The 24675-nt window shown below is 62.4% G+C and carries 19 protein-coding genes; 2 read left to right on the top strand and 17 right to left on the bottom strand.

Features of this window, described 5'->3' with window-relative positions; translation table 11 throughout:
• Positions 1 to 45: 45 nt before the first annotated feature.
• The 3 genes from ACIPZB_RS17310 to ACIPZB_RS17300 all read right to left on the bottom strand — a co-directional run bounded on the left by ACIPZB_RS17310 (position 46) and on the right by ACIPZB_RS17300 (position 2657).
• On the bottom strand, positions 46 to 420 hold the full coding sequence (locus ACIPZB_RS17310) for a flagellar protein FlaG (protein WP_400641791.1): 375 nt from the start codon (positions 418 to 420) through the stop codon (positions 46 to 48).
• A 72-nt stretch (positions 421 to 492) separates the two neighbouring features.
• The gene (locus ACIPZB_RS17305; protein ID WP_400641790.1) at positions 493 to 1344 is read right to left on the bottom strand and encodes a flagellin domain-containing protein; all 852 of its coding nucleotides are present in this window, start codon (positions 1342 to 1344) and stop codon (positions 493 to 495) included.
• 377 nt (positions 1345 to 1721) lie between these two features.
• On the bottom strand, positions 1722 to 2657 hold the full coding sequence (locus ACIPZB_RS17300) for a ketoacyl-ACP synthase III (protein WP_400641789.1): 936 nt from the start codon (positions 2655 to 2657) through the stop codon (positions 1722 to 1724).
• Positions 2658 to 2969: 312 nt separating this feature from the next.
• Between ACIPZB_RS17300 and ACIPZB_RS17295 the strand changes: the two genes are divergently transcribed.
• Positions 2970 to 6407 (top strand): glycosyltransferase, encoded by a 3438-nt coding sequence (locus tag ACIPZB_RS17295; RefSeq protein ID WP_400641788.1) that lies wholly within the window; start codon positions 2970 to 2972, stop codon positions 6405 to 6407.
• Between the two features lie 70 nt (positions 6408 to 6477).
• On the opposite strand, the gene ACIPZB_RS17290 is transcribed toward ACIPZB_RS17295, so the two are convergent.
• Positions 6478 to 8658, bottom strand: coding sequence for a glycosyl transferase (locus tag ACIPZB_RS17290; protein ID WP_400641787.1), 2181 nt, complete (start codon positions 8656 to 8658; stop codon positions 6478 to 6480).
• A 108-nt stretch (positions 8659 to 8766) separates the two neighbouring features.
• Between ACIPZB_RS17290 and ACIPZB_RS17285 the strand changes: the two genes are divergently transcribed.
• Positions 8767 to 9081, top strand: a complete 315-nt coding sequence (locus ACIPZB_RS17285; RefSeq protein WP_400641786.1) for a hypothetical protein — start codon at positions 8767 to 8769, stop codon at positions 9079 to 9081.
• A gap of 66 nt (positions 9082 to 9147) precedes the next feature.
• On the opposite strand, the gene ACIPZB_RS17280 is transcribed toward ACIPZB_RS17285, so the two are convergent.
• From ACIPZB_RS17280 to flgB, 13 genes are all read right to left on the bottom strand, one after another.
• The gene (locus ACIPZB_RS17280) at positions 9148 to 12705 is read right to left on the bottom strand and encodes a glycosyltransferase (protein WP_400641785.1); all 3558 of its coding nucleotides are present in this window, start codon (positions 12703 to 12705) and stop codon (positions 9148 to 9150) included.
• 79 nt (positions 12706 to 12784) lie between these two features.
• Positions 12785 to 14356, bottom strand: coding sequence for a flagellar hook-associated protein 3 (locus ACIPZB_RS17275; RefSeq protein WP_400641784.1), 1572 nt, complete (start codon positions 14354 to 14356; stop codon positions 12785 to 12787).
• Positions 14357 to 14369: 13 nt separating this feature from the next.
• Entirely contained in the window at positions 14370 to 16400 is a 2031-nt protein-coding gene (gene flgK, locus ACIPZB_RS17270; protein WP_400641783.1) for a flagellar hook-associated protein FlgK, read from the bottom strand.
• Between the two features lie 12 nt (positions 16401 to 16412).
• The gene (flgJ, locus tag ACIPZB_RS17265; RefSeq protein WP_400641782.1) at positions 16413 to 17576 is read right to left on the bottom strand and encodes a flagellar assembly peptidoglycan hydrolase FlgJ; all 1164 of its coding nucleotides are present in this window, start codon (positions 17574 to 17576) and stop codon (positions 16413 to 16415) included.
• 11 nt (positions 17577 to 17587) lie between these two features.
• Positions 17588 to 18697, bottom strand: coding sequence for a flagellar basal body P-ring protein FlgI (locus ACIPZB_RS17260; protein ID WP_008098724.1), 1110 nt, complete (start codon positions 18695 to 18697; stop codon positions 17588 to 17590).
• Between the two features lie 12 nt (positions 18698 to 18709).
• The gene (gene flgH, locus ACIPZB_RS17255; protein ID WP_008098722.1) at positions 18710 to 19405 is read right to left on the bottom strand and encodes a flagellar basal body L-ring protein FlgH; all 696 of its coding nucleotides are present in this window, start codon (positions 19403 to 19405) and stop codon (positions 18710 to 18712) included.
• Positions 19406 to 19446: 41 nt separating this feature from the next.
• On the bottom strand, positions 19447 to 20232 hold the full coding sequence (gene flgG, locus ACIPZB_RS17250; protein WP_400641781.1) for a flagellar basal-body rod protein FlgG: 786 nt from the start codon (positions 20230 to 20232) through the stop codon (positions 19447 to 19449).
• A 47-nt stretch (positions 20233 to 20279) separates the two neighbouring features.
• The gene (gene flgF / locus ACIPZB_RS17245; protein WP_400641780.1) at positions 20280 to 21020 is read right to left on the bottom strand and encodes a flagellar basal-body rod protein FlgF; all 741 of its coding nucleotides are present in this window, start codon (positions 21018 to 21020) and stop codon (positions 20280 to 20282) included.
• A gap of 291 nt (positions 21021 to 21311) precedes the next feature.
• Entirely contained in the window at positions 21312 to 21497 is a 186-nt protein-coding gene (locus ACIPZB_RS17240; protein ID WP_400641779.1) for a hypothetical protein, read from the bottom strand.
• A gap of 72 nt (positions 21498 to 21569) precedes the next feature.
• Entirely contained in the window at positions 21570 to 22925 is a 1356-nt protein-coding gene (flgE, locus tag ACIPZB_RS17235) for a flagellar hook protein FlgE (protein ID WP_400641778.1), read from the bottom strand.
• Positions 22926 to 22955: 30 nt separating this feature from the next.
• Positions 22956 to 23663 carry a flagellar hook assembly protein FlgD gene (flgD, locus tag ACIPZB_RS17230; protein ID WP_400641777.1) on the bottom strand — a complete coding sequence of 236 codons (708 nt, stop codon included), beginning with the start codon at positions 23661 to 23663 and terminating at the stop codon, positions 22956 to 22958.
• 15 nt (positions 23664 to 23678) lie between these two features.
• Positions 23679 to 24122, bottom strand: a complete 444-nt coding sequence (flgC, locus tag ACIPZB_RS17225) for a flagellar basal body rod protein FlgC (RefSeq protein ID WP_008098709.1) — start codon at positions 24120 to 24122, stop codon at positions 23679 to 23681.
• A 2-nt stretch (positions 24123 to 24124) separates the two neighbouring features.
• Complete coding sequence (gene flgB / locus ACIPZB_RS17220) at positions 24125 to 24535, bottom strand: flagellar basal body rod protein FlgB (RefSeq protein WP_008098707.1); 411 nt, start codon at positions 24533 to 24535, stop codon at positions 24125 to 24127.
• Positions 24536 to 24675: the final 140 nt, after the last annotated feature.

Here is a 24675-nt window from a genome sequence, read left to right as displayed (position 1 = left end):
CCTGCAAGACTGACATGGATCTCGCCTTAAGGCATTCGTCGCCGATCAGACCTTGGCGTCGAACAATAAACTGTTTACATCGCTCAGGCTGTGGGCAATTCGCAGGGCTTCTTCCGAAGGCAACTGGCGAATCAGCTCACCCGTCTCACTGGCGATGACCTTGACCACGATCTTGCCGGACTCTTCGTCCGTGGAGAACTCAAGGTTGCGTCGGGACGAGCTGAGGAACTTCTCGATTTCAGAGACGGCGCTCTTGACCTTCTCGGCCTCTGTCCCTTTTTCGGCAGCACTGACTGCCTTGGGTTCCAGCGTATCACTGCCACGCGGCGTATCGGCCGTGCGGGCAACCGGCTTGTCGGCGACCGACTCGGTCGAACGCGCAGCCGGATAGGACAGATTCAACTTGACGCTCATGTCCATGGCTTACCACCTCGCAATGAAAAGGCGGGGAAGTGCCTTAATGTGCACTCCCCCGCCGGTCACCATCGACGATTACTGAAGCAGCTTCAGTACAGCGGATGGCAGCTGGTTGGCCTGGGCCAGAACCGAAGTCGAAGCTTGCTGCAGGGTCTGCTGCTTGGTCAGCTGGGCAGTTTCGGCAGCGAAGTCGGTGTCCTGTACACGGCCACGCGCGGCTTCGGCGTTTTCGTTGATGTTTTGCAGGTTGTTGATGGTGCTGGTCAGACGGTTCTGCGAAGCACCCAGGTCAGCACGGGTGGTGTTGATGGTCTGCAGAGCATCGTCGATGGCCGCGATGGCTTTGTCGAAGTTGGTTGCGGCGTCCGTGCTGTCAGTACCCAGAATGTTGATATCGTCGGAGCTCACGCCCAGGGCGGCAGCATCCATGTCGTCGCTCAGGGTAACGACGATCTGGTTCTCGGCACCACCGTTGGAGCCGACCTGGAAGGTCATCGCGCCAGCAGTGGAGTCCAGCAGGTTTTTGCCGTTCAGCTGGGTGCTGTCGGCGATACGAGTGAGTTCATTTGACATCTGAGCGAACTCTTTGTTCAGTGCAATGCGGTCATCGGCGCTGTTCGAGTCGTTTCGGGACTGAACGGCCAGTTCGCGCATACGCTGCAGGATGTTGGTCTGCTCCTGCATCGCGCCTTCAGCGGTCTGGGCGATGGAGATACCGTCGTTGGCGTTCTTGATCGCCATGGTCTGACCACGGATCTGCGAGGTCATGCGGGTAGCGATCTGCAGGCCGGCGGCGTCGTCTTTGGCGCTGTTGATTTTCAGGCCGGAGGACAGACGGGTCATCGAGGTGCTCAGTGCATCGGAAGCACGGTTCAGGTTTTTCTGAACGCCCAGAGAGGTGGTGTTGGTGTTGACGGTCAAAGCCATGACGAATTCCTCGTTGGATTGGGTACTACGGCTTCCGGCCTTGGCAATTCGCCGGGTGTGGCACAGAGAACCTTCGTAATAGTTATCGTCGTCAGGGCGTGTTGCTTTAGGGGATTTTCAAAAAAATTTGCTGGCACCGTGCCAGCCCAATGAAATCAAGGAGTTGACGCCAGATTTCAGGCGCCGCGTGAAGCGAGGGATGTGCAAATTCGTGGTCAGCCCCTCAGGCACGCCACACCTTTTGAAAACTGTGGCGTCCCTGTGGGAGCCGGCTTGCCGGCGATGAGGCCGGCGCAGACGAAGCCGGGGGACCCTATCGCCGGCAAGCCGGCTCCCACAGGGAAATAGAGGGGGGGGGACGCAAGCCTTATAGGCGATCAGTCACGGCGCTCGATGATGGCCGAGCCCCACGACAGGCCCACGCCAAAGCCACTCAGGGCAATGCGCTTGTGCTGCGAACCGATCACGTGCTTTTCCAGCAGCAGCGGAATGCTCGACGACACGGTATTGCCGGTCTCGACCATGTCCTTGACGAACTTCTGCCGGTGCTCGCCTTCGATGAAGCGCGCCGAAACGGCATCGACGATGGCCGCGCTGCCCTGGTGCAAGCAGTACAGATCGATGTCGTCAGCTTGCAGGTCGCTGGCTGCGAGCAGTTGGTTCAGGTGCGCAGGCACCTTGACCAGGGCAAAGTTGTAGACCTGACGACCATTCATGAAGAACTTGCCATCGGTGGTACGCAGGTGCTCGGCACCGGCACCATCGCTGCCGAACAGCGACTTGCCCAGTTGCCAGGCGGCATCCTCGCCCATCCAGGTGGCGGTGGCGGCGTCGCCGAACAGCATGGTGGTATTGCGGTCTTCGGGATCGACGATCTTCGAATAAGGGTCGGCGGTGATCAGCAGGCCATTCTTCAGGCCGGCGGCTTCCATGAAGCCCTTCATCGCATAGAGGCCGTAGACATAGCCCGAGCAGCCCAGGGAGATGTCAAAGGCGGCAACAGCCGTGCTCAGGCCCAGCTTGTGCTGAACGATCGCTGCGGTGTGCGGCAGGCCTTCGGCGTCACCGTTCTGGGTGACCACGATCACCGCATCGATGGATGCCGGGTCCAGCGATGGATTGGCATTGAACAGATTCCTCGCGGCTTCGACACACAGGTCGGAGGTTTCCTGGGTGGCGTCCTTGCGCGGCAAGAAGGTCGAACCGATCTTGCCAAAGATGAAATCCTGGTCCTTGCCGAATTTCGCACCCTGGGCGTAGTTGTCGACGCCTTCGGCAGGTACGTAACTGGCGATGTTTTTAATGCCAATCATTGTGGCTTCCCGGTAGATAGGGCGAATGTTCTCGAGCTCGCAGGCCTGTCAGCAGCCTGGACGTAGCGACCCGTTGACTCAATAGATTAGAGATGCACGTTTCGACTGCCAAGTCACGGCGTTATCGAAGATACAGCAAATAGCCTTGCGGCTTTTGGGGTTACCGTCGCGATGCACTGTAAACCCCGCGATAAATAGGTGTGGCACGGCTTTTGCTCAACGCCAACACCCATGACGGAAAGCCGATGGCCGCCCTTGCGCCCTCGCCAACCCGCACCGCACAGGCCAGCCAGGCCAGAATGGAAGACAGACATGACCCAAGCGGATTTGCAGCACTGCCGCGGCGCAGGCACCGAGCAAGAGCCACCCCTGTTCTCAGTGATAGTGACCACCTTCAACCGACCGCGCCTGCTACGAGACGCTTTGGAGAGCCTGAGCTCACAGACCTTCACCGCCTTCGAGGTAATCCTCGTCAACGATAACGGCGATGCGGTCGAGGACCTTCTGAAAGATTGTCCGTTCAGCATCACCTACCTGCGCCAGGGCCGCAACCAGGGACCGGCAGCTGCGCGCAATGCTGCTTGCCGACTCGCACAAGGCCGCTACGTTACCTACCTAGATGATGACGACCGCTACCTGCCTGACCACCTCCAGACGCTGGCCGATGCCCTCGCAGCGACGCCAGACATCATCGTCTACACCAACCCGATTCTGATCTTCGAAAAGCTTGAGAACGATCAACGCATCGAACTGGCTCGCGAACAACGCTACGTACATGGCGACTTCTGCCGCGAACGCCTGCACATCACCAACTACATTCCAGTCAACACGTTTGCATGCCCGCTCAAGATCATCAAGGAAGCAGGTGGCTTCGATGAGCAACTCAAAGGCTTGGAAGACTGGGACCTGTTGCTGAACCTTGCAGCTCTCACCGACATGCGCCACGTACACAAAGAGACTGTCGAGGTGCGGATACGCCCGGTCGTCGGCGACCCCGAACGACGCTCCGAGCAGGCATCCACCCATTACCCGGAGCTCTACTCACTGCTGTATACACGCCATGGCGACCTGGGTTCGGAAGTGGTGCGCAATGAACGGCAAAAGATCCTCGACCGTATCGAGGCCATTCAGGCCGGCGACATGACGCAGTGGCTACAGGCCCGCACATTGCTACCCGCACAACGCAAACTGATCGAACAGCGACTGGGCAGTTGCAACCATGCCCCCTCAATCGCAGTCCTGGTGCTCGACCTGGACGACCAGCGGGCAGACCTGTCAGCCACCCTCGACACCTTGGAAGCCGCGCGCGCACTTTACCCAAACATTCAGCCAGTGGCACTGACAGCCAGTGATGTGGTCGAGCTCCCCTGCACAGCCTTGCAGGTCACAACTGACAACTGGCTGACCGCTGTAAACCAGTGGATCGCTCGCACGGAGGCAGACTGGTTCTGCCTGATACGCGCAGGCGACAAGCTGATGCCAAACGGGCTGCTGATGGTTGCATTGCAATTGCTCGATGCACCCCAATGCCGAGCACTTTACTGCGATGAAATCTATCAGTTGGCGAGCGGTACGCTCGCCCCTGCACTACGCCCCGACTTCAACCTCGACTATCTGCTCAGCCTGCCAGCTGGGCTAGCTCGCCATTGGCTGTTCAGCAGCGCCGCGACTCGGCAGTTGGGAGGCTTCAACCCTGAGCTCCCTGCAGCAGCCGAGCTGGACCTGGCACTGCGCCTGGTCCTCGAGGCGGGCCTGGACGGGCTGGGGCACGTTGCCGAACCCTTGCTGGTCTGTCCCGCTCCGATCATCAGCGATAGTGAAGACGAAAAGCGCGCCATTCTCGACCACCTCAGGGCCAGGGGGTACGAGCAGGCAGAAGTGGGCTCCAACCCGCCGGGGCATTATCACCTGCAATACCGCCACGCACTGCAACCGCGGGTATCCGTGTTGATTTGCGCCGGCAGCCGCCTCGCGCCCCTGCAGCGCTGCATCGAGAGCCTGCTGGAAACAACGCGCTATAGCGACTACGAACTTCTGCTCGTGGCTCAGGACGCCTGCCCATCGGATGTCCAGGCCTGGCTACTGGCACTGGCAGAGCTGGGCCTGACCCAACTGCGCGTCATCCAGGCAGGCCCGGCCTCCCAGGCCGAGGCACTGAACCTGGCCGCCCTGCAGGCCACGGGCAGCTACCTACTGCTGATCTCGCCACAAGCCGCGATCATCGAAGCCGATTGGCTGGAGCAAATGCTCAACCATGCCCAACGCCCGGAAGTAGGCATCGTCGGCGCCCGGATCTTGTCACCGGAAGGCAAAACCACGCATTGCGGGCTGGTACTGGGCCTTCACGGAACTGCCGCATCCCCCTTTGCCAACGCGTCCCTGGGCAACGCAGGCTATATGCAGCGACTGCACGTAGACCAGAACTACAGCGCCGTCAGCAAAGATTGCCTCATGATCTCCCGCGACCTGTGGCAGTCACTGGCCGGCCTGACAGAGGATGTGGCAGAGCATTTCCTGGATCTCGACTTGTGCCTGCGTACGCGCCAGGCAGGGTTTCTGACCGTCTGGGCCGCCAATGCCCGGCTCATGATCAGCAGCACCGAGGCCAGTGAGCCATCGCCCCTGGCGCGCGACCACTTGTATCAACGCTGGCTCGGCGCCCTGGCGTACGACCCGGCCTACAACCCAGGGTTTACCCGAAGCCAACCGGGCTTTGTTCTCGCACAGAGAAGCCTGTCGTGGAGGCCCCTGGCATCGTGGCGGCCATTGCCCGTGGTACTGGCTCACGCCCCGACATCCCGCCCAGGCGCTCGCCAACGCATCGCGCTGCCGCTTGCCAACTTGCTGGAGACCGGCCTGATCGATGGCGCCGGCTGCACCTCACTGCCTAACCTGCCCGACATTGAGCGCCTTTCCCCGGACAGCATTGTCTTGCAGCAGCGCCAGGATACACAGTGGCTGGCAACCCTGGCGCAACTCAAGCGCTTCTCGCGCGCATTCAAGGTACTGGACGTGGATGGCCACCTTCCGGCGCTGCCTCAGTACATTCCGGATGACCTTGGTCAAGACGCCATCACTCGACTGATGCGCCCCGCCCTGGAGCAGGTCGATCGACTTGTCGTTGCCAACGCATCGTTGGCCGAGTTGTTCGACGGCACGCACCGGGACATCCGAGTCGTGCAGAGCCGGCTACAAGCCGACACCTGGAAGCAGATCGAGCGCCGACAGCGCGCGGTCGCCAACCCACGCGTAGGGATCGTCTTCGACAAGCAATACCGATACGACCAAGCGCTGCTCAGCGAACTGGTGCCTGCGCTGGCCAGCAAAGTCGAATGGGTGTTCCTGGGCGATTGCCCGCGAGCGCTGAGGCCCTACGCACGGGAAATCCAGGCTGGCGGAGCGCTCGAGGCCTATCCGGCCAAGCTCGCCCAACTGGACCTGGACCTTGCACTCCTGCCCATCGAACCCACGCAGCAGAACAATTACAGCGGCAACCTGGCGCTGCTCGAGTTGGGCGCCTGTGGTTACCCGGTGATCTGTACCGATACCCGCGGGCTCGACCATGGCCAACTACCGGCAACCCGCCTCGGCAATCAGCTGGCTGGCTGGCTGGACGCCATAGCCATGCACCTTGCCGAGCCCGATGCCAGCGCGCAGCTGGGGCGTGAACTGCAGGCCTGCGTACGCCGGGACTGGCTGCTCGAAGGCGCCCACCTGCAGGCCTGGGGCAAGGCCTGGCTGCCGGGCTGACACCGACCCATCAGCAGCCAGGCAAAACCCGCCACCTGCCGTGCCGGAAGCTCCGGCACGACAGGTGCGCTCAGGCATCAGCCAGCAATTGCGCCTCAGGTGTCCACACCACCATCAGGCCATTTGCCGCCGCACGCTGGCCCAGGCCAATCGCGCCGCCCTCGTCCGGAGCCAGACCTGCCAGTTGACCGAACAATGCCTTGCGGATCATCAGGCAATCGGCAGAAACCGCCGCAGCCCCCCGCACGATCAGTGGCCAGGTTGCGCGCTCACGCTCTGGCGCGGCCAATCCCTGCCAAGGCTCACTCGCCTGACCGTCCGCCGACAACGTGTAGCCCGCGTGCAACAGCCGCCCGTTTGCATCGAGCAGACAGCCACCGACCACGCCGACTTCAGGCCGCAGGCCCTGATTGAGCAGCGCCTCGATCCAACCGGGCGTGTCGACCTTGCAACGTGGCGAGAACAGCACAAGATACTCACCCTGAGCCTGACCAACCGCCAGATTCAGCAGGTCCATGTCGGTGGAACCGGACTGCCCGATGGCGAACCGCACGCGCGAGCCCAGCCCTGGCACGGCTTCAGCCACCACCTGCTGGTTATCTTGCGAACAGGCCAGAACGATTTCGTAACGGCTGTAGCGGGTTCGCTGAACGATACTGGTCAGGCAGACGCGCAACTGCTGGGCATCCGAACCGGCCGTCAGCACGATGCTCACCATCGGCGAAGCCGAATGACGGAAGTCGATCAGCAGGTGTCCTTCCTTCTGAACACTGACCCGCCCCTGATACCCCAGCACTGTCAGGTGGCGGTCAAGCGTAGCGACCGCATCGGTGATCATTTCAGTCGCAGGCTCGTGACCCACCACCAGGAACTCGTCCATGTGCGCCAACCCACCAGGCCCACGTTGCTCGACCAGACGCAGCAGCAAGTCGAACTCTACCGCCTGGCGATGAGTCTCGCTGTAACCGCCGACCGCAATCACGGCATCACGACGAATCAGCCAATGCCCTGCCATTCGGTCAGGCCGGCTGCGCAGCGCATCCAGGTCACTGCCTGGACGCAGCACGCCCTTCAGTCGCCCTTCACTGTCACGTTGAACCTCATTGGCGCAAATGGCCACGCAGTCCGGGCCCTCGGCCAACTCCAGCTGCAAACGCAAGGCACCACCCGGCGTCAGCATGTCACCCGCCCGGAGCAGCATCACCCACTCACTGGGGAGCTGACGCAGCGCATGATTGAGATAGGAAACCCAATTGCCCTGGGTGACCTCGACGAAGTGCAAGGTATCGTTGGGGCTTGTGATCGCCGGGCTTTTTCCGTCTTTGAGCACAACCAGCTTGAAACGTCTCAGGTCACTGGCCACGAGACTGTCGAAGGTGGCTTGCAGCGCTGCATTGTCATCGCTCAAGTCCAGAACGACGAAGGCCAGTTGCGGCTGCGCATTCGATGGCAACTGGGCAAGCAGGCGCTCGCGCTCGGCAGCCGACGGGGCCGCCTGCGCGATGGCTTCGAGCAGTTGCCCGGACTCACTGCCATCGAGCGAGGTTGCCTGCTCGGCGCCCGCGAACTGCAGCAGACGGGTCAGCCAAGGCTCGAGCTCGCGTGCAAACTCACGCTCGTCTTCTGCCGTCAGGGTCGACAACAGCCGCCGGTTGACCTCGACATTGAACAGGTTGAGCGCCTGGGCCCGCCAGAACCGATCCTTGAGGCTGGCTTGCGTATCGTTGGGATGCTCGACCAGCAGGTTCCGCTGGCGCACCCAGGTGCCCTCCAGTGCATAGCGATGCGACTTGCCGGTCGGCCAGGCATGCAGCATCAGCTCCAGCGCGCTGAGTTGGGCAAACAGGTCAGCATTGTAGTAAGGCAGCTCCACGTACTGGCGAGTCTCGAAATCGCGGACAGGATCATCGATCACGCTGGTCCAGCGCGATGTGAACAGCAGTGGCGCAGACGCCTGGCCGCATGTGCCCTCTACAAAGCGGTGCAACAGCGCTGCGCCTGCATCGGAGCCACACTGCTGCAGGCTCTGCTCGTCACAGGCACGCAACAACCGCAAAGCCTGTGCGCGCAAGGCATCGCCTGTTCCGGTCGAAACGGATTGCTCCAGGTATTCGCAGACGACATCGGTCTGCATCAGGGCAATGAACCGCCCCTGCGCCAGCAAGCGATAGGAAACCAGCACCTGCCAGTCGATGAAGCTCAGCCCCGCAGGCAGACCATCAAGTGCCACCTGCAACGCCGAACACCGCATGAGCGCTCTCCAGGCCTGACGTTCACCCAGGGCGTACTGCTCAAGCTGCGCGCGTGCATCCAGATCCCCCGCCTGAGATGTGGCCGAACCCTGCTTAAAATACGTCACATGACTATTGCCCGCGCGATATCCCAAAGCGAAGCCTTGAGCTGCGACGCAGTCGGCCTGCTGGTGGAGCGCGTCGACGGCTTGCTCCAAGGCCGGCGCCAAAATGAAGTCGGCTTCCTGAGCCAGGACCACGAATGGCGTGTCGACCCGCTGCAGGGCCTCGCCAAGGCGCCCAGCCAGGTCCGCGTCAGCGGTGCCCGGCTCAGATCCGAGCGCCAGGCAGCGCACGCCGAACCTGTCGTAGTAATTGACCGCACGCTGACGATGCCCGCTATCGGCCTGCCCAATGAGCAGTACGGTGACGTCGTCCAGTGATCGCGTTGCATTCGTGGCCATAAGGCACCTGTTCTCCTGCCAGCCCGGCGCGTGGCCGGGAATGAATTAGTCGGCCAGCCAGGCATTCGCCCATTGCTGCAGGTTGTGGGGCATGAGCATGTAATCGCGCAGTACCGCCTCACGCAGGGCATCGCCTTGGCGATAGCTGGCTTGCGGGTCAGCCAGGTGCATGAGGATCGCTTCCAGCCATTGCTCGGTGGTATTTTCGCGCACGCGTGTGCAAGGCAGGTAGCCGGCGTAAGCCTTGCTGTCGGTACAGACCACCGGGAAACCGCAGGCGCCGTATTCCAGCAGGCGCAGATTGCTCTTGCAGTCGTTGAACAGGCTCTGTTCCAGCGGCGCCAGTGCCAGGTCCAGGTTCAGCGACGCCAGTTTGCGTGGATACAGCGCCAGCGGAACGCTTCTGTGGAACTCCTTGACGTAGGGACGCAGCGATGGGGGGCACATCCCCATGAACACCCAGTCGACGCGGTCGGCCAGCGCCTTGACCACATCCTCGAGCATCTCCAGGTCGCCCCGGTGGCTGGTACCACCCGCCCAACCTACGCGCGGCTTGGCGCTGGTCTGGCGCTTGCTGGTCAGCCCATCCCAGCGCTCGGGCGCCAGCATGTTGGGCACGACGCGAATGTCGTGGTGCAGCGCCGATAGCGCTTCGGCCAGCGGTGCTGTGCTGACGACTACCCGTTCGCACTGCGCGATACAACCACCGGCCAACTCACGGATGTTCCCAGGCATGCCCCGTCCGTGATCGTTCTTGTCAGGGATTTCGAGCACATAATCGTCGATTTCATAGATATGCCGTGCTCGGGAAAGCGTGCGCGTCCAGCTCATCTCTTCCAGCGCAGCCTGTGAATAGCGGCACTGGTAAATGATGACGTCGGGATTGATTCGCTCCAGCTCGACCGGTTTTATCGTGCCGTGGTGCACCTGCCCCTGGACCCAGCCTGCCTCTTCCAGGGCACGCAACGGCTGAATGAGCCGATAAGTGCCAACAGCTGTCGCATTGGCAGGCATTGCCAGGACCGCAGGCACGACGCGGCTGATGAAAGGATCCCAGCCCCCCTTGCTCCCCGGCTCAAGCCTAAAGGCTGGCGACCTCAGCGCAAGGTTGCGGTTGTACGCGGGATCTCGCGCGGCAACCGGCAACCAGCGCTGGTAGAACGCGAGCCTGGCACGCTTGACGTCCAGTGTGCGGACCTGCGCCAGCTCGCCGTCAGCCAGATGCCCCAACATCGAATGGGGCGTCCACACGACCAGATACCCTTGCTCGCGCACTTTCAGGCACAGGTCGGCGCTGTCCAGCCCCTGCAGCGCCAGCCTGCCGTCCAACCCTTGCAACGCGCAGAAAAGCGCTCGACGCACCAACAAACCGGCAAACGGCAACACGCTCCAGTTCTGCACCACCTCTAGCCGATGCTGGTAGCCGCTGGCATGAGGCTGACTGCCCTTGAAGGGCGTCCCGACCACTCCGTCAAGCCCAAGCACCCTGCCGGCAGTGGCAATCTTGCCGTCAGGCGCACACAGTTTGGGGCCGACCACACCGACTTCGGGGCGCTGTGCATGGCTGAGCAGCTCGGCCAGCCATTGCCGGTCGAAGGCCAAGCACGCGGTGTCGAACAACAGCACATGTGCCATCCGCGCGCGCTGGGCAGCTTGCTGATACATATCCTGGTCTGCATCAACTTCGACTGCGAGCAACTGCTCGCCGCCCACCTCGCTCATTGCCTGCAACCACTGGCGCACCGGCACGGGTGTCGAAGCACTGACCAGGACCAGCAGTTCGAAGCGGGCGTGCGCGGTAAACTCGAACAACGCTTCCACGCAACGGATCAGGTCGGCCAGATCGTTGCCCGCCGCCAGCAGAATGGATACGCCCGCACTCGGGTCAGCGGGGTAGTTCACTCTGCATTGGGCGCGGCCTTCACGCCCGATGATCTCAGCCTCGATGCCCAGGCGCTGCAGATGCGCAGCGACCACACGGGGCGCCTGCCGCACGCATTGCGGGTCGGTCAGCCACTGTTCGAGGTCATGCTCGCATTCGAGCAACAGCTCATCGACATGCTCGACCACCTGAACACCCTGCGCTTCTACCAGGCGCCAGAGTGCATCATGCGGGGCCAGCACATCGAAGCTTGGGTCGAAACCGCCTGCCTGCCTGAGCGCAGAGCACTTGAATGCCAGCGCACGACCGACGTAGGGCATGCTGCGCATCAGATCAAGGTTGAAGTCCGGCTTGAAGACAGGCGCTGACGATTGCAGCCCGTCGTGGCGCCCTTCATCGAGGTACAGGCATACGCAATCTGGGCGCAAGGCCATACGCTCGGCCATGACGGCAAGTGCATGAGGCTGCAGGCGGTCACCTGCTCGCAGCAAGAAGAACCAGTCGCCTTCCTGGGCCATGCCAAGGCGCAGGTTCAGCAGCTCCAGACCGTTGTCCTGCACCACCACCGCGTCGACGCCCGCCTGCACCGGCACGCTCACACCGGGTGGCGCGATGATCACGCAAGACCCGCCGGCATAGGCTTGCTTCTCAATGCTGTCGAGCGAAACCTGCAACGCCCGCTCTTCACCACCTTGCACCCAGATCAGTGGAATGATTCGAGGACGCTGTGGCCATTGCGCCACACGCCTGGACAACTGCTCCAGCTGGGCGCTGGACAGCTGTCGGAAATCCAGCCATTGCCGATAGACCTCCTCGAACGTCATACAGTCGGTACCGAGCTGATGTCGGGTAGTCGCCGACTGCCGGCTGATCAGGATATTGAGGTCATATTCCAGCCATGTTCCGGCCTCCCCGCCCAAAGGCCGGTACCTCGCCCAGCCAGTGGCGGGCGCCGGCTCGCTGGGGCGCGCCTGAAGCATTGCGCGCAGCCATTCGGTTTCCTTCGCATAGGCGAGGGTCAGGGCGGACTGATTGCTCAATTGCGCAGCGTGCAACCGCTCGACGCCCAACACCCGCTTGAGGTTGGCCAGATTGCTTCGGCGTAAAAGGCAGACATACAAGGCAAGATCGAGCCTTGCCTGGAAACCATCTCCCCCCATGACCAACAAGGGCAGAATTTCGGCCACCAGCTCGCGTCGCATCAGGCAATGACTGATCCCTCCGACCAGATTGTTAACGCCAGGCTCGATAGCCTCCAGCAAGTCGCTGCCTTTGAGCTCGGCATTTTCCTGGGACACCGCAGCATTGATCATTCGCGAAGGCAGCAAGGCGCCATCCGCCGCGCACAGCAGGCGCTGACTGGTGCAAAACCCGATTTCCGGGCGCCCACTCATCGCTTCGACTTGCAGCGAAATGCTCTGCGCCACGAGATAGTCGTCGTCGCACAGGAACTTGATCAGGCTGCCCGTCGCCTGCTCCACACAGACCTGCAGATTGCAGGCAAAGCCCAGCCTGTTCGCATTGCGCAGGTATCGCACTGCCCGACCACTTTCACCCACCAGCTCATCGACGATGCGCTTGATGCGGTCATCCCGACTGTCATCGCAGACCAGAACTTCCAGATTCGGGTAGTCCTGGATCAGCGCGCTGTGCAACGCATCGCGAAAGAAATCAGGGTTGAACGCCGCAATGGCGAGGGTGACAAGGGGCTGATCGTTCACGAATGCAAACCTGGAAAAAAATCGGTGCGCCAAACCAGACGGGAGAGGCGCACAGGCTGTGAAGCTGAACCGCAAGTGCTCAGATGTAGTTGACCAGCGACAGCCCAGCGACCTTGGCATAGGCCTGTAGCGAGGCCTGCAGCATGTTGGTCTGCATCTGCAGACGCACCATCACTTCGGCCGGGTCGCTTTCGCGAATCGAGCTCTGGGTCTTGAGGTTTTCGGTGCTCAGCGCTTCGTTGGTTTCGGCCTGGACATCCAGCGCCTGGCCGCGACCACCGATGGAGCTGATCGACGAGGAAACCTGGTTGATGGCGCTGGCGACGTTGCCAATCGCCGAATCCAGCGAAGCCAGGAATTGCTGTTTGGCGGCTGGATCCCCATCCACAGGCGTGCTCAGCGCCGTGCGCAGCTGGCTGATGGTGTCGAGGACGTTCTGGGTCTGGTGGGTGTCGACCTTGATGCCGAACGAGTCGCCCGCGCTCGGCGTGCCCGACAGTTCGAACTCGACACCCATGGCAGTGGCAGTGGTGCCGTTGAGCGTGCCCTTGGAGATCGGCTTGCTGTCGGCGCTGACCGGCGAGGCATACAGCTCGAAGTTGGTGGCGCTGGTGAACTTGAGCACCGCGCCTTCCGGGAAGGCGGCCTTGTACGCAGCCTGATCGGTGATCTTGGCGCCCGTCAGCTGGGTCGATGAAGGGTTGCCCGGGCTGCGGCTGCCGCTGATCTCGTCGGCCTTGGAGCTCAGGCTGAAGGTGTGGCCGGCGATGGCGGCATCCGGGTCGGCTTCGTCGCCCGCCTTGAAGTTGATGTTCAGGCGCAGGTCGACACCGCGGAAGCTGATCGAGGTGTTATCACCGTTGGGGTCGAACTTGCCGCCCTGGGTGGCTTCCAGGGTCACATCGTTACCCTTGGCGTCAGTGATCTTGAACTCGGTGCTGCTGGTGAACTCGACGCTGTACGGCTCGCCGCTGCGGAAACGATCGTTGTAGGTGGCGCTGCCTGTCACCTGGCCATTGGACAGGCTGACGCGACCATCATCGGTACTCGGCGAGGTCAGGTGCGTTTCGCTGCGGCTGGTATTGATGGCCTGCTCGAACGCGTCGTAGCCGGTTTCATTGGCAGCCAGGCTGATCATGTCGCCGACCTGCAACTTCAATTGCGTCTGGTCGCCCTGGTAGGTGTAGGTACCATCGGCATTGCGCACGTAAGGCTGGGTTTCACCTTTGGAGCCGGAGAACAGGTACTTGCCGTTCTCGTCCTTGCTGTTCATCAGGGTGAACAGCTGCTGCTCCAGCGAATCCAGCTCAGCGGCGTTGGCCTTGCGGTCGGCGTCGGTGAAACTGTCGTTGCCGGAACTGATCGCCAGCTCGTTGACCCGCTGCAAGATGGCGCCGATCGAATTCAGAGTGCTTTCGGCAGTACCCAGCGCATTGCGCACGCTGGTGATGTTGCCCGAATACTGCTCCAGCATGTTCTGCTGCTGTTCGAGCTGCAGCAAACGCGCGGCCCCGACCGGGTCGTCCTTGGCCGAGCGCACGCGAATGCCATCGCTGGCCTCCTGCTGGGTCTTCACCGTGTTGGCGAAGTTGCGCTGATAGTTGGCCTGGTTGGTGTTGTAGAACTGCGAAGTAGAGATGCGTACGCTCACGATCTACGGCTCCTTAAAGACTGCTGATCAGGGTGGCGAAGGTTTCCTGGGCCGCCTTGATGATCTGCGACGACGCGGTGTAGTACTGCTGGAACTTGATCAGGTTGCCGGTCTCTTCGTCGATCGACACACCCGAGAGGTTGTTGCGGCTTTCCAGCGCCGAGGTGTGCAGCGCCGTGGTGGCATCGCTGTCCATCTGCGCCTGGCCAGCCTTGCCGCCAACGTTGGACACCAGCTTGGCGTAGGCATCGGTGAAGCTGATGCCGCTGCCGTCGGCACCGACGTCCACGGTTGGCTTGGTCTGCAGGTCGATCACCGACTGCGCGTTGCGGTTGTCGGCGGAACCGGCAGCGGTCATCCCGACGGTGAAGCTGTCGCCGTTCTTCGGTGCGCCGGAAACGTTCATCTCGAAGGTGAAACTGCTGCCCAGCGAGTTGCCGTTGGCATCGACCATCGGCACCGACAGCTGCAAGGTGTTGTCCTGGCCCGGCACGATGGTGCCGCTGCCGATCTCGGTGCCCTTGGCGTCGTACATCTTGTAGGCCTGGGGCGAGCTGGTGTCGTCACCAAACACCAGCTTGACCGGCGTGGAGTATTTCAGGCCGGCCTGCATCTGCGAGCGCTGGGTCGAATCGTAGATGTCCAGCTTCGACGTCAGGTTCGGCTGGGTGATGGTGCCGGTGCCTTTGTTGCCCGAAGCGCTGGTACCGGTCAACGCCCCTGCCATGGCCAGACGCTTGGGGTCGGTCAGGGTGGTTTCGATGTTGGCCGCGGCATTGCGCGTCGGGGTGATCTTGAAGCTGTCACCGGCGCTCAGGCCACCGCCGTTGAGCGACAGGGTGAAACCATCGATCACCGGCGGCGGGTTGTCGCTGAGGTCGAAGGTGCCCATGTCGGTGCCTTCGGGCAGCTTGCGCACGTTGTAGCCGGTGGCGCTGGTGAAGGTCACCTGGTAGTCGCTGGTGGTCAGCTTGCCGGTGTCCTTGATGGTCACGTCGAGGTTGCCCGACCCGGCGCTGTTGCTGCCCTTGGCGATGCTGCGCTCGCTGATGGCCTTGGCGCTGTTGATGTCGCCGAACAGCGCGGCACCGAAGTCACCGTTCTTGTCGATGCCCTGGGCCAGCTGGCTGTTGATCGCGTCGGCCACCACCAGGGCGACTCGGCCCAGCTCGTTGAGCGCAGGGTCCAGGGTCTCACTGCGGTAGCGAATCAGGCCACCCAGCTCGCCACCGGTGGCGCTGCTGGTGATGTCCATCTTGGTCGAGCCACGATTGAGGATCAGGCTCATGCGCGTAGGGTCGTTCGCGCTCGGGGCCACACCCAGGGTCTGGGTGGTCTTGCCCAGCACCAGGGACTGGCCGTTCTTCAGGTAGATGTCGTAGTTGCCGTCGCGCTCGACCACGTCGGTGCCGATCAGCTTGTTCAACTCGCGCACTGCACCATCGCGCTGGTCGAGCAGGTCGTTGGGCTGGCCGGTCACGGTGCTGACCCGGGAGATCTGGTCATTGAGCTCGGCGATGGTCTTGGTCAGGTTGTTCACCTGATTGGCCAGCGACGCCATGTTGGCGTTGATGTTGCTGTTCTGCTGGTTGAGCTGCGCCGACAGGGTATTGAAGCGCTTGCTCAGGGACTGGGCGCTGGTCAGCAGCAGCTGGCGCGAGGCGTCCTCGGTGGGCTTGGCCGCGGCGTCCTGCATGGCGCTGAAGAAGCTCTGCAGCGCGGCGGTGATGCCGGTGTCGCTGCCAGACAGGGCGGTATCCAGCGGCGTGATCTGCTCCAGGTACGAGGACGCGTCGCTGCTCAGCGAGGTCGTGGTGCGCAACTGGTTCTCGAGGAACGAGTTGTACACCCGGCGCACATCGGCCAGCGTGGTGCCGCTGCCCATGAAGACCTGGCCGACCTGCTGGCCGCCCTTGGTCTTCTGCACGTTCTGCTGGCGCGAGTAGCTCTCGACGTCGGCGTTGGCGATGTTGTTGCCGAGGGTGTACATCCCCGACTGCGCGGCGCCAAGCCCCGACATGCCAATGTTGATCAGACTCGCCATGGTTCCATACCCTTAAAGTTTCGTTGTGGTACCGAGCGCTGCGTATTGCTCGTACGACTTCATCTGTCTTGCGATCTGCGAGATCTTGCTGGCGTAATTCGGGTCAGTGGCGTACCCGGCCTTTTGCAACTCTTGCACGAACTGTTCTGGTTTATCGGCCGACTTCACCGCATCTTGATAGCGGCTGTTGTTCTGCAGCAGGCTGACCAGGTCGTGGAAACTGTCCTGATAGGAATCGTAGGAACGGAACCGCGCCGTCTCCTTGACGAACTGGCCGTCGCGAAACTCGCTGGTGATCGCCCGCGCCGAATCGCCTTCCCAGTTGCCGGTGGCCTTGATGCCGAACAGGTTGTGGCTGCTGCTGCCATCGCTGTTGCGCATGACCGACTTGCCCCAACCGGTTTCCAGCGCCGCCTGGGCCACCAGGTAGCGCGGGTCGACGCCGATGCGCTTGGCGGCCTGTTCGGCCATTGGCAGCATGGTGGCCACGAACGCGTCGCTGTCGGTGAAGGCTTTGTTCGGCGCCAACGGCGGCTGGGCCACGGCGCGGCCGGTGATACGCAGGCCACGCTCTGGCACGGCAAAGGTTTTCGCCACTTGCTGGCCGTCACGGACCGGCACGGCGGCGCTGTTGGTGGCCGCTGCCGGGTTACCCGCCGACGGCACGATGCCGGCCAGCAGGCGGTCGGTGAGCTTGCTGGGCAAGGCCAGGCGCCGCGAATTGAGCGCGGCCACGTCGTTGCGCGAGGCCGACTGCGCGGCATGCACCGGCTCGGCCACCTTGTTGCCCCACAGTGTCGGGGCATTGCCCTCGATCCGCGGGAACGGGCTGGTGTTGACCGGGGCGCTCTTGTTCTTCGACAGCTGGCGTACCAGCACGTCCTGCAGACCGATACCGCCGCCTTCGCGGGACATGCTCACGGCCAGCTGCTGGTCGTACATGTCGCGGTACTGCTTGACCGTCGCGCTGTTCATCGGGTTGTCGTCGGCCAGCACATCGCTGGCCTTGCGCGAGGCCTTGAGCATCTCGCTGATGAACAGCGACTCGAACTCCTGGGCCACCTTGCGCACGTTGGCATCGCTGTCGCGATCGCCGTGCTTGAGCGAGCTCAGGCGATTGAGGTCGGTATAGGCGCCACTGTCGGCAGTGCTGGATACCAGGCTCTTGGCGTTCATCGGCAACGTCCTCAGATCACGATCAGGTCGGCTTGCAAGGCGCCGGCCTGCTTCAGGGCCTCGAGGATGGCCATCAGGTCGCTCGGCGCGGCGCCGACCTGGTTCACCGCACGGACGATCTCATCCAGCGTGGTGCCCGGGCCGAACTTGAACATGGGCTTGGCTTCCTGTTCGGCATTGACCCGCGAGCGTGGCACCACGGCGGTCTGGCCATTGGAGAACGGCCCCGGCTGGCTGACGATTGGGTCTTCGGTGATGGTCACGGTGAGGCTGCCGTGGGTCACCGCCGCAGGCGAGACCTTGACGTTCTGGCCAATCACGATGGTGCCGGTACGCGAGTTGATGATGACCTTGGCGACCGCCTGGCCCGGGTCGATCTCCAGGTTTTCCAGGATCGACAGGTAGTCGACGCGCTGGCTCGGGTCCATTGGCGCGCTGACCCTTACCGAACCACCATCCACGGCCTGTGCCACACCGGGGCCGAGCAGGTCGTTGACCTTGTCGACGATGCGCTTGGCGGTGGTGAAGTCCGGGCGGTTCAGGTTCAGGGTCAGGGTATTGCCCTGGTTGAAACCGCTCGGCACCGCGCGTTCGACCGAGGCACCGCCAGGAATGCGACCCGCCGACGGAACGTTGACGGTGATCTTCGAACCATCGCGACCCTCGGCGTCGAAGCCACCGACCACTAGGTTGCCCTGGGCGATGGCATAGACGTTGCCGTCGATACCCTTGAGCGGCGTCATCAGCAGGCTGCCGCCACGCAGGCTCTTGGAGTTGCCGATCGACGAGACGGTGATGTCCACCACCTGGCCCGGCTTGGCGAAGGGAGGCAGGTCGGCATGCACCGACACCGCGGCGACGTTCTTCAACTGCACGTTGCCCGAGCCCGGCGGCACCTTGATGCCGAACTGCGACAGCATGTTGTTGAAGGTCTGCAGGGTGAACGGCGTCTGGGTGGTCTGGTCACCCGTGCCATTGAGCCCCACCACCAGGCCGTAACCGATCAACTGGTTGGAACGCACGCCAGAAATGCTGGCGATGTCCTTCAGGCGCTCGGCATGGGCGCCGAACGCGCAGGACAGGAGCAAGGTTGCGGCAATCAGCTGCCTTAGGTTGAACATGTTCATCCGTACTCAGAAAGGCCAGAGCGGGCTGATGAAGAAGCGGTCCAGCCAGCCCGGCTGGCTGGCGTCGGCGAACGAGCCGGTGCCCGAATAAGTGATGCGTGCATCGGCCACCCGGGTCGAGGGCACGGTGTTGTCGGTGGCGATGTCGTCGGCCCGCACCATGCCGGCAATGCGCACCAGCTCTTCGCCGGTGTTCAGGGTCAGCCATTTTTCGCCGCGCACGGCGATGATGCCGTTGGGCAGCACCTCGGCGACGGTGACGGTGATCGAGCCGGTCAGGGTGTTGCCCTGGGTCGCCTTGCTGTCGCCCTTGGTGGCGCGGTCACCGCTGTAGCCGGCTTCGAGGCTGAGGTCACCGCTGCCGAACGGGTTGTTGGTGCTCGGGGTGGTGCCGAACAGCGAGGTCAGGCCGATGTCCGCCTTGCTGTTCTTCTGGATCTGCGAGCCGGCGTTCTTGCTCGCCGAGGTCTTCTCGTTGAGCGTGATGGTGATGATGTCACCGACCCGGAAGGCCTTGCGGTCGGTGTACAGGCTCTGCTCGAAACCGGCTTGGTAGATCGAACCGTTGTTGGCCGCCGCCGGCAACGGGGTGCGCGGCAGAACCGGCGCATAGTACGGGTCGTTGGGCTTGGGCGTCGGCGCGACGCAACCAGCCAGCAACACCGCCCCCCCCAGGGCGAAGACGGACAACGAACGTTTCATGACGCTTTCCTCACGGTGTAACAGGGACTAGGACCTTGGGCTTACAGCTGCTGGGTGACGAACGACAGCATCTGGTCGGCGGTGGAGATGACCTTGGAGTTCATCTCGTAGGCACGCTGAGTGGTGATCATGTTCACCAGCTCCTCGACGGTGCTGACGTTGGAGTTTTCCAGGGTCTGCTGCAGGGTGGTGCCGAAGCCGTTCAGGCCCGGGGTACCGACCTGCGGGGCGCCGCTGGCGGCGGTTTCCAGGAACAGGTTGTCGCCAATCGCCTGCAGGCCGGCCGGGTTGATGAAGTCGGCGGTCTGGATGTTGCCCAGTACCTGCGCGGCCGGGTTGCCGGGGGTGGTGATCGACACGGTGCCGTCCTGGCCGACGGTGAAGGTCTGGGCGTCGTTCGGCACCACGATCGCAGGCTCGAGGGCAAAGCCGTTGGCAGTGACGATCTGGCCGTCGGAGTTCAGGTGGAAGGTACCGTCACGGGTGTACGAGACGGTGCCGTCCGGCTGCAGCACCTGGAAGAAGCCACGGCCGTTGACGGCCATGTCCAGGGGGTTTTCGGTGGTCTGCAGGCTGCCGGTCTGGAAGTTTTTCTGGGTGCCGACGATGCGCACACCGGTACCGACCTGCAGGCCCGAAGGCAGCTCGCTGTCCTGGGTGGACTGGGCACCAGGCTGGCGCTTGATCTGGTACAGAAGGTCCTGGAACTCGGCGCGATCACGCTTGTAGCCGGTGGTCGAAACGTTGGCCAGGTTGTTGGAAATGACCGTGAGGTTGGTGTCCTGGGCGGACAGGCCGGTTTTAGCGACCCAAAGAGCCGGAAGCATCAGTTTTCTCCTCGTGCGCCTGTTTTACGGCACCCGTTCAAATGTGGTTAGCCGAGTTGCAAGACACGCGCCATGGCTTCGTCGCCTTCCTTGGCCGCGTTCATCATCTTGACGTGCAGTTCGAACTGGCGGGACAGCGCCAGCACCGAGCTCATTTCTTCCACGGCGTTGACGTTGCTGCCCTCCAGGAAGCCCGAGACCACCCGCACGTTGACGTCGGCAGCGGCCGGCTGGCCATCCTTGGTGTGGATCAGCCCGTCCAGGCCCTTGTTCAGGCCCTGGATGTCGGGATTGACCAGCTTGATGCGGTCGACTTCGGCCATCACCCGCGGGTCTTCGCCCATGGAGCGGATGCTGATGGTGCCATCGGCGCCGACCTCGACTTTCTGCTCCGGCGGAATGGCGATCGGGCCACCGTTGCCGATCACCGGCATGCCGTTGCCGGCGCGCAGCACGCCGAGGGCATCGATGTTCAGGCTGCCGGTACGCACGTAGGCTTCGCTGCCATCGGGTGCCTGCACGGCGATGAAGCCCTGCCCGGCCACGGCCACATCCAGCTCACGCCCGGTTTCGACCATCGGCCCTTCGCTGAAGTCGGTGGCCGGGCGCTCGGTCATGGCGAACGCACGTGACGGAAAGCTGTCACCAAACACCGGCATCGAGCGCGCCTGTTCCAGGTCGCGCTGGAAGCCGTTGGTGGAAATGTTCGCCAGGTTGTTGGCATGGGCCTTCTGCGCGAGCGCGTTCTGGCTGGCGCCGGTCATGGCCACGTAAAGCATCTTGTCCACAGTCATCCTCCGCTGCACTGGCGAGCGTTTGCCGCTTGCCGTTGCTGTGTTGGCACTCACTAAAGCAAGTTCCGAACCAACTTCCTGAAAGCGAGAAAAAGCCCGTGAATACGGGCTTTTGGGGGTTTTGGCCGAGAGGAGAACGACGGTTATCCGGCGCGTAGTTGCCGGTGGCGGCAATGCGGGGTGCCTGTATTGGCCCTATCGCCGGCAAGCCGGCTCCCACAGGGGTTTTGCGGCGCCACTGCAACCTGTGGGAGCCGGCTTGCCGGCGATAGGGCCGCACAGTCATCACCGATCCCGGCAACCACCATTGTTGTAGGGCCCGGCAAAACGCTTCCAGCCCTCCCCCGGCGACCATTGCGAGCACACCAGCCGCCCATCCACCTGGCTCTCCCAGCGCCACCACGGCGCAGTACCTGCCTGCGCCTGGTACAGGCAAAAAGCAGCAAGCAGTGCGACAACCCACTTTTCCATGCGCCCTCCTGCAAAAACGACGAACCCCTTCACGACAAAGGGGTTCGTCCACACACCCTCAAGCAACGACCATCAGGTCATCTGAATGATGGTCTGCATGACGGTGCTTTCAGTGGAGATGGTCTTGGCGTTCGCCTGGTAGTTGCTCTGCGCCTTGATCAGCTCGACCAGCTCCTGGGTCAGGTTGACGTTGGAGCCTTCCAGTGCGTTGGACTCGACGCCACCCAGGGTACCGGTCTTCGGCGCATCGATGCCCGGAATGCCCGAGGTGTAGGTCTCGGTCCAGCGCGTACCGCCAATCTGCTGCAAGCCCTGCTCATTGGCGAAGCTGGCCAGGGCCACCTGGCCGATGGCGCGCGACTGCTGGTTGCTGAAGCTGGCGAACAGCACACCAGTCGAGTCGATGCTCAGGTTCGACAGGATGCCGGTGGCATAACCATCCTGGGACTGCGACATGCGCGCGGTCTCGGTGTTGTAGGAGGTGGTGCTGTTCATCGACAGCTTCATGCCCTCGGCGTTGCCGACAGCACCATTGCTCGCCCAGTTGCCCGCAGAATCCTCTACCGCAGGCACCCAGCCGGTCATGGTGAACGTATTGTCCTTCACCGTGTACGAGGCACCCGGCGGCAGGCCCGTGTTATTGGCCGTCATGCTGGCAACCGAGCCATCGCTGTTGAAGCTGATGGTGCCGCTGAGCGGAGTGGTCGAAGACGGGTCGAACGGGTTGCGGCCATCGATCAGGGTGTACGAGGTCCACTCGTTGGTACCGGTCTTGCGGTAGTACTGCTCCATGGTGTGCTCGTTGCCCTGACTGTCGTACACCTTGGTCGGGAACGATTTGGTATAGGTGGATTCGTCAGTCGGGTCGAATGCCTTGTTCGGCACCATGTTGCCGGTGCCGTCGTCGACCAGCAGCGGGATGTCGGCGGCCGAGGAGTTCAGGTTGATGCCCTGGTCGATCAGGCTGGTGGCCTTGGGCTGCAGCGCCGAGGTGTCGATCCGCAGATCGGACAGTCCGCCCTTCTGGATCTTGCCGCTGGAGTCGGCGGGATAGCCTTGCAGGCGCAGGCCATCCGAGGTGACCACGTAGTTGTCCTTGTCGGCCTGGAAGGAACCGGCGCGGGTATACACCTGCGAACCGTTGTCGGACAGCACGAAGAAACCCTGGCCCTGGATGCCCATGTCCAGCACGTTGCCGGTGGTGTTGATATCACCCTGGGTGAACTGCTGCGAAACCGACGACAGGCGCACACCGGCGCCCACCTGGTTCTTGCCCACGCCCAGGCGGTTGGCGCCGGCATAGACGTCGGCGAACTCGGCGCGCGACGACTTGAAACCGGTGGTGTTGACGTTGGCGATGTTGTTGCCGGTAACGTCCAGCTGCTTTTCAGCTGCGTAGAGCCCGCTAAGGCCGATATTGAAAGACATGAATTCGCTCCTGTGCCGCGCTAGCGGGCCTTAGATACCGATGGTTTGTACGTCGGAGAGGGAAACCTTGCCGACACCTGCGAGGTTGAGCACCATTTCGCCGGTGGCGTTGAAGCTGACGCTGGTCACCTTGGCCGGCAGCAGGGTGTTCATCTGTACCGCCTGGCCATCGACGGTGGTGCTGGCGGTGAAGGTGTAGGTGCCCGGCTCGACTTTCTCGCCGCTGGAATTGGTGCCGTCCCAGATGAAGTCGGCATAGCCGGCTTTCTGTTCGCCAAGTTCGATGGTCTTGACGGTATTGCCGTCCTTGTCCTTGATGGTGACCTTCGCCTCACCGATCGCCTGCGGCACGATGATCTGGCCGTTGAAGCTTTCAGCGGTATCGACCACTGCCTTGTCGTTCTGCACGATCACCGAACGGCCGACCAGCGACGAGGCCTGCAGGGCCTGGGACGACGCCAGGGCATTGGTGATGGTGGAGACCGAGTCGTTCAGGTTGGTGATGCCTTCGAGGCTGCTGAACTGCGCCAGCTGGGCGACGAACTCGCTGTTGTCCTGGGGATCGAGCGGGTTCTGGTTCTGCATCTGGGTAACCAGCAACTGCAGGAACGCGTCCTTGCCGAGGGTGTCGTTACCGGTCTTGGAAACGGTATCGGTGTTTTTCTTGGTGGGCGTACCGACACCCGATGCCGTGATGACTTCGTTGAGGTTTACACCGCTGGTGCTATCGACTGCCATGGTCTGGATTCCTTATCACTGACCCAGGGTCAGGACTTTCTGCATCATGTTCTTGGCGGTGTTCATCAGCTCGGCGTTGGTCTGGAACGCGCGGCTGGCGGAGATCATGTCGGCCATCTCCTCGACCACGTTGACGTTCGGGTAATAGACGTAGCCGTCCTTGTTCGCCGCCGGGTGGTTCGGCTCGTAGCGCGCTTCGAGGTTGCTCTGGTCTTCGACGATGCCTTTGACCTGCACGCCCTGCCCGGCCTCGCCCTGATCTTCGAACAGCGACTGGCTGCTGCCCGCCTGGGCGTCCTGGAAGGTGGTGGCGAACACCGGGTGACGGGCGCGATAGGTCTGGTCGATGCTCGACGACACGGTCTCGGCGTTGGCGATGTTGGAGGCCACGGTATTGAGGCGGGTGTTCTGCGCACTCATGCCGCTACCGGCGATGTTGAAGACACTGGCAAGGGACATGCTTATTCTCCGCGCAGGGCCGAAACCAGCCCTTTGAATTTACTGTTGAGCAAGGTGAAGCTGGCCTGGAAACCGATGGCGTTTTCGGTGTAGTTCGATTGCTCGATGTGCGCGTCCACGGTGTTCTGGTCGATCGACGGCTGCGTCGGGGTGCGGTACTGCAGGGTCTCGTCGTTCATCGCCAGGCCTTCGGCCTCGATGTGGCGGCTGTTGGTACGGTCCATGGCGAAGCGGCCACCGCTTTGCTGCTTCTGGCTTTCGGCGGCGAGCACCGAGGAGAAGTCCATGTCACGCGCCTTGTAGTTGGGCGTGTCGGCGTTGGCGATATTGTTGGCCAGTACCTCGGCACGCTGGGCGCGAAAGCCCAGGGCTTTTTCGTGGATACCAAGTGCCTTGTCGAAACTGATGCTCATGTCGGGGAAACCTTCGAAGGTTGACCGGAATGTCGTTGGCGAAGGTATAGCAAGGGCTGTGCCAAGGTTTTGAAAGCCCGTGAATGCGGGGCCGCGGGAGCGGTGTGAGCGAGGGTCATGCCAGAAAAGCGGCAAAGTGC

The organism is Pseudomonas sp. NPDC089396, from assembly GCF_044749545.1.
Taxonomy (GTDB): domain Bacteria; phylum Pseudomonadota; class Gammaproteobacteria; order Pseudomonadales; family Pseudomonadaceae; genus Aquipseudomonas.
The sequence above is the reverse complement of the archived record's forward strand: the minus strand, read 5'-3'. Positions and strand labels throughout refer to the sequence as shown.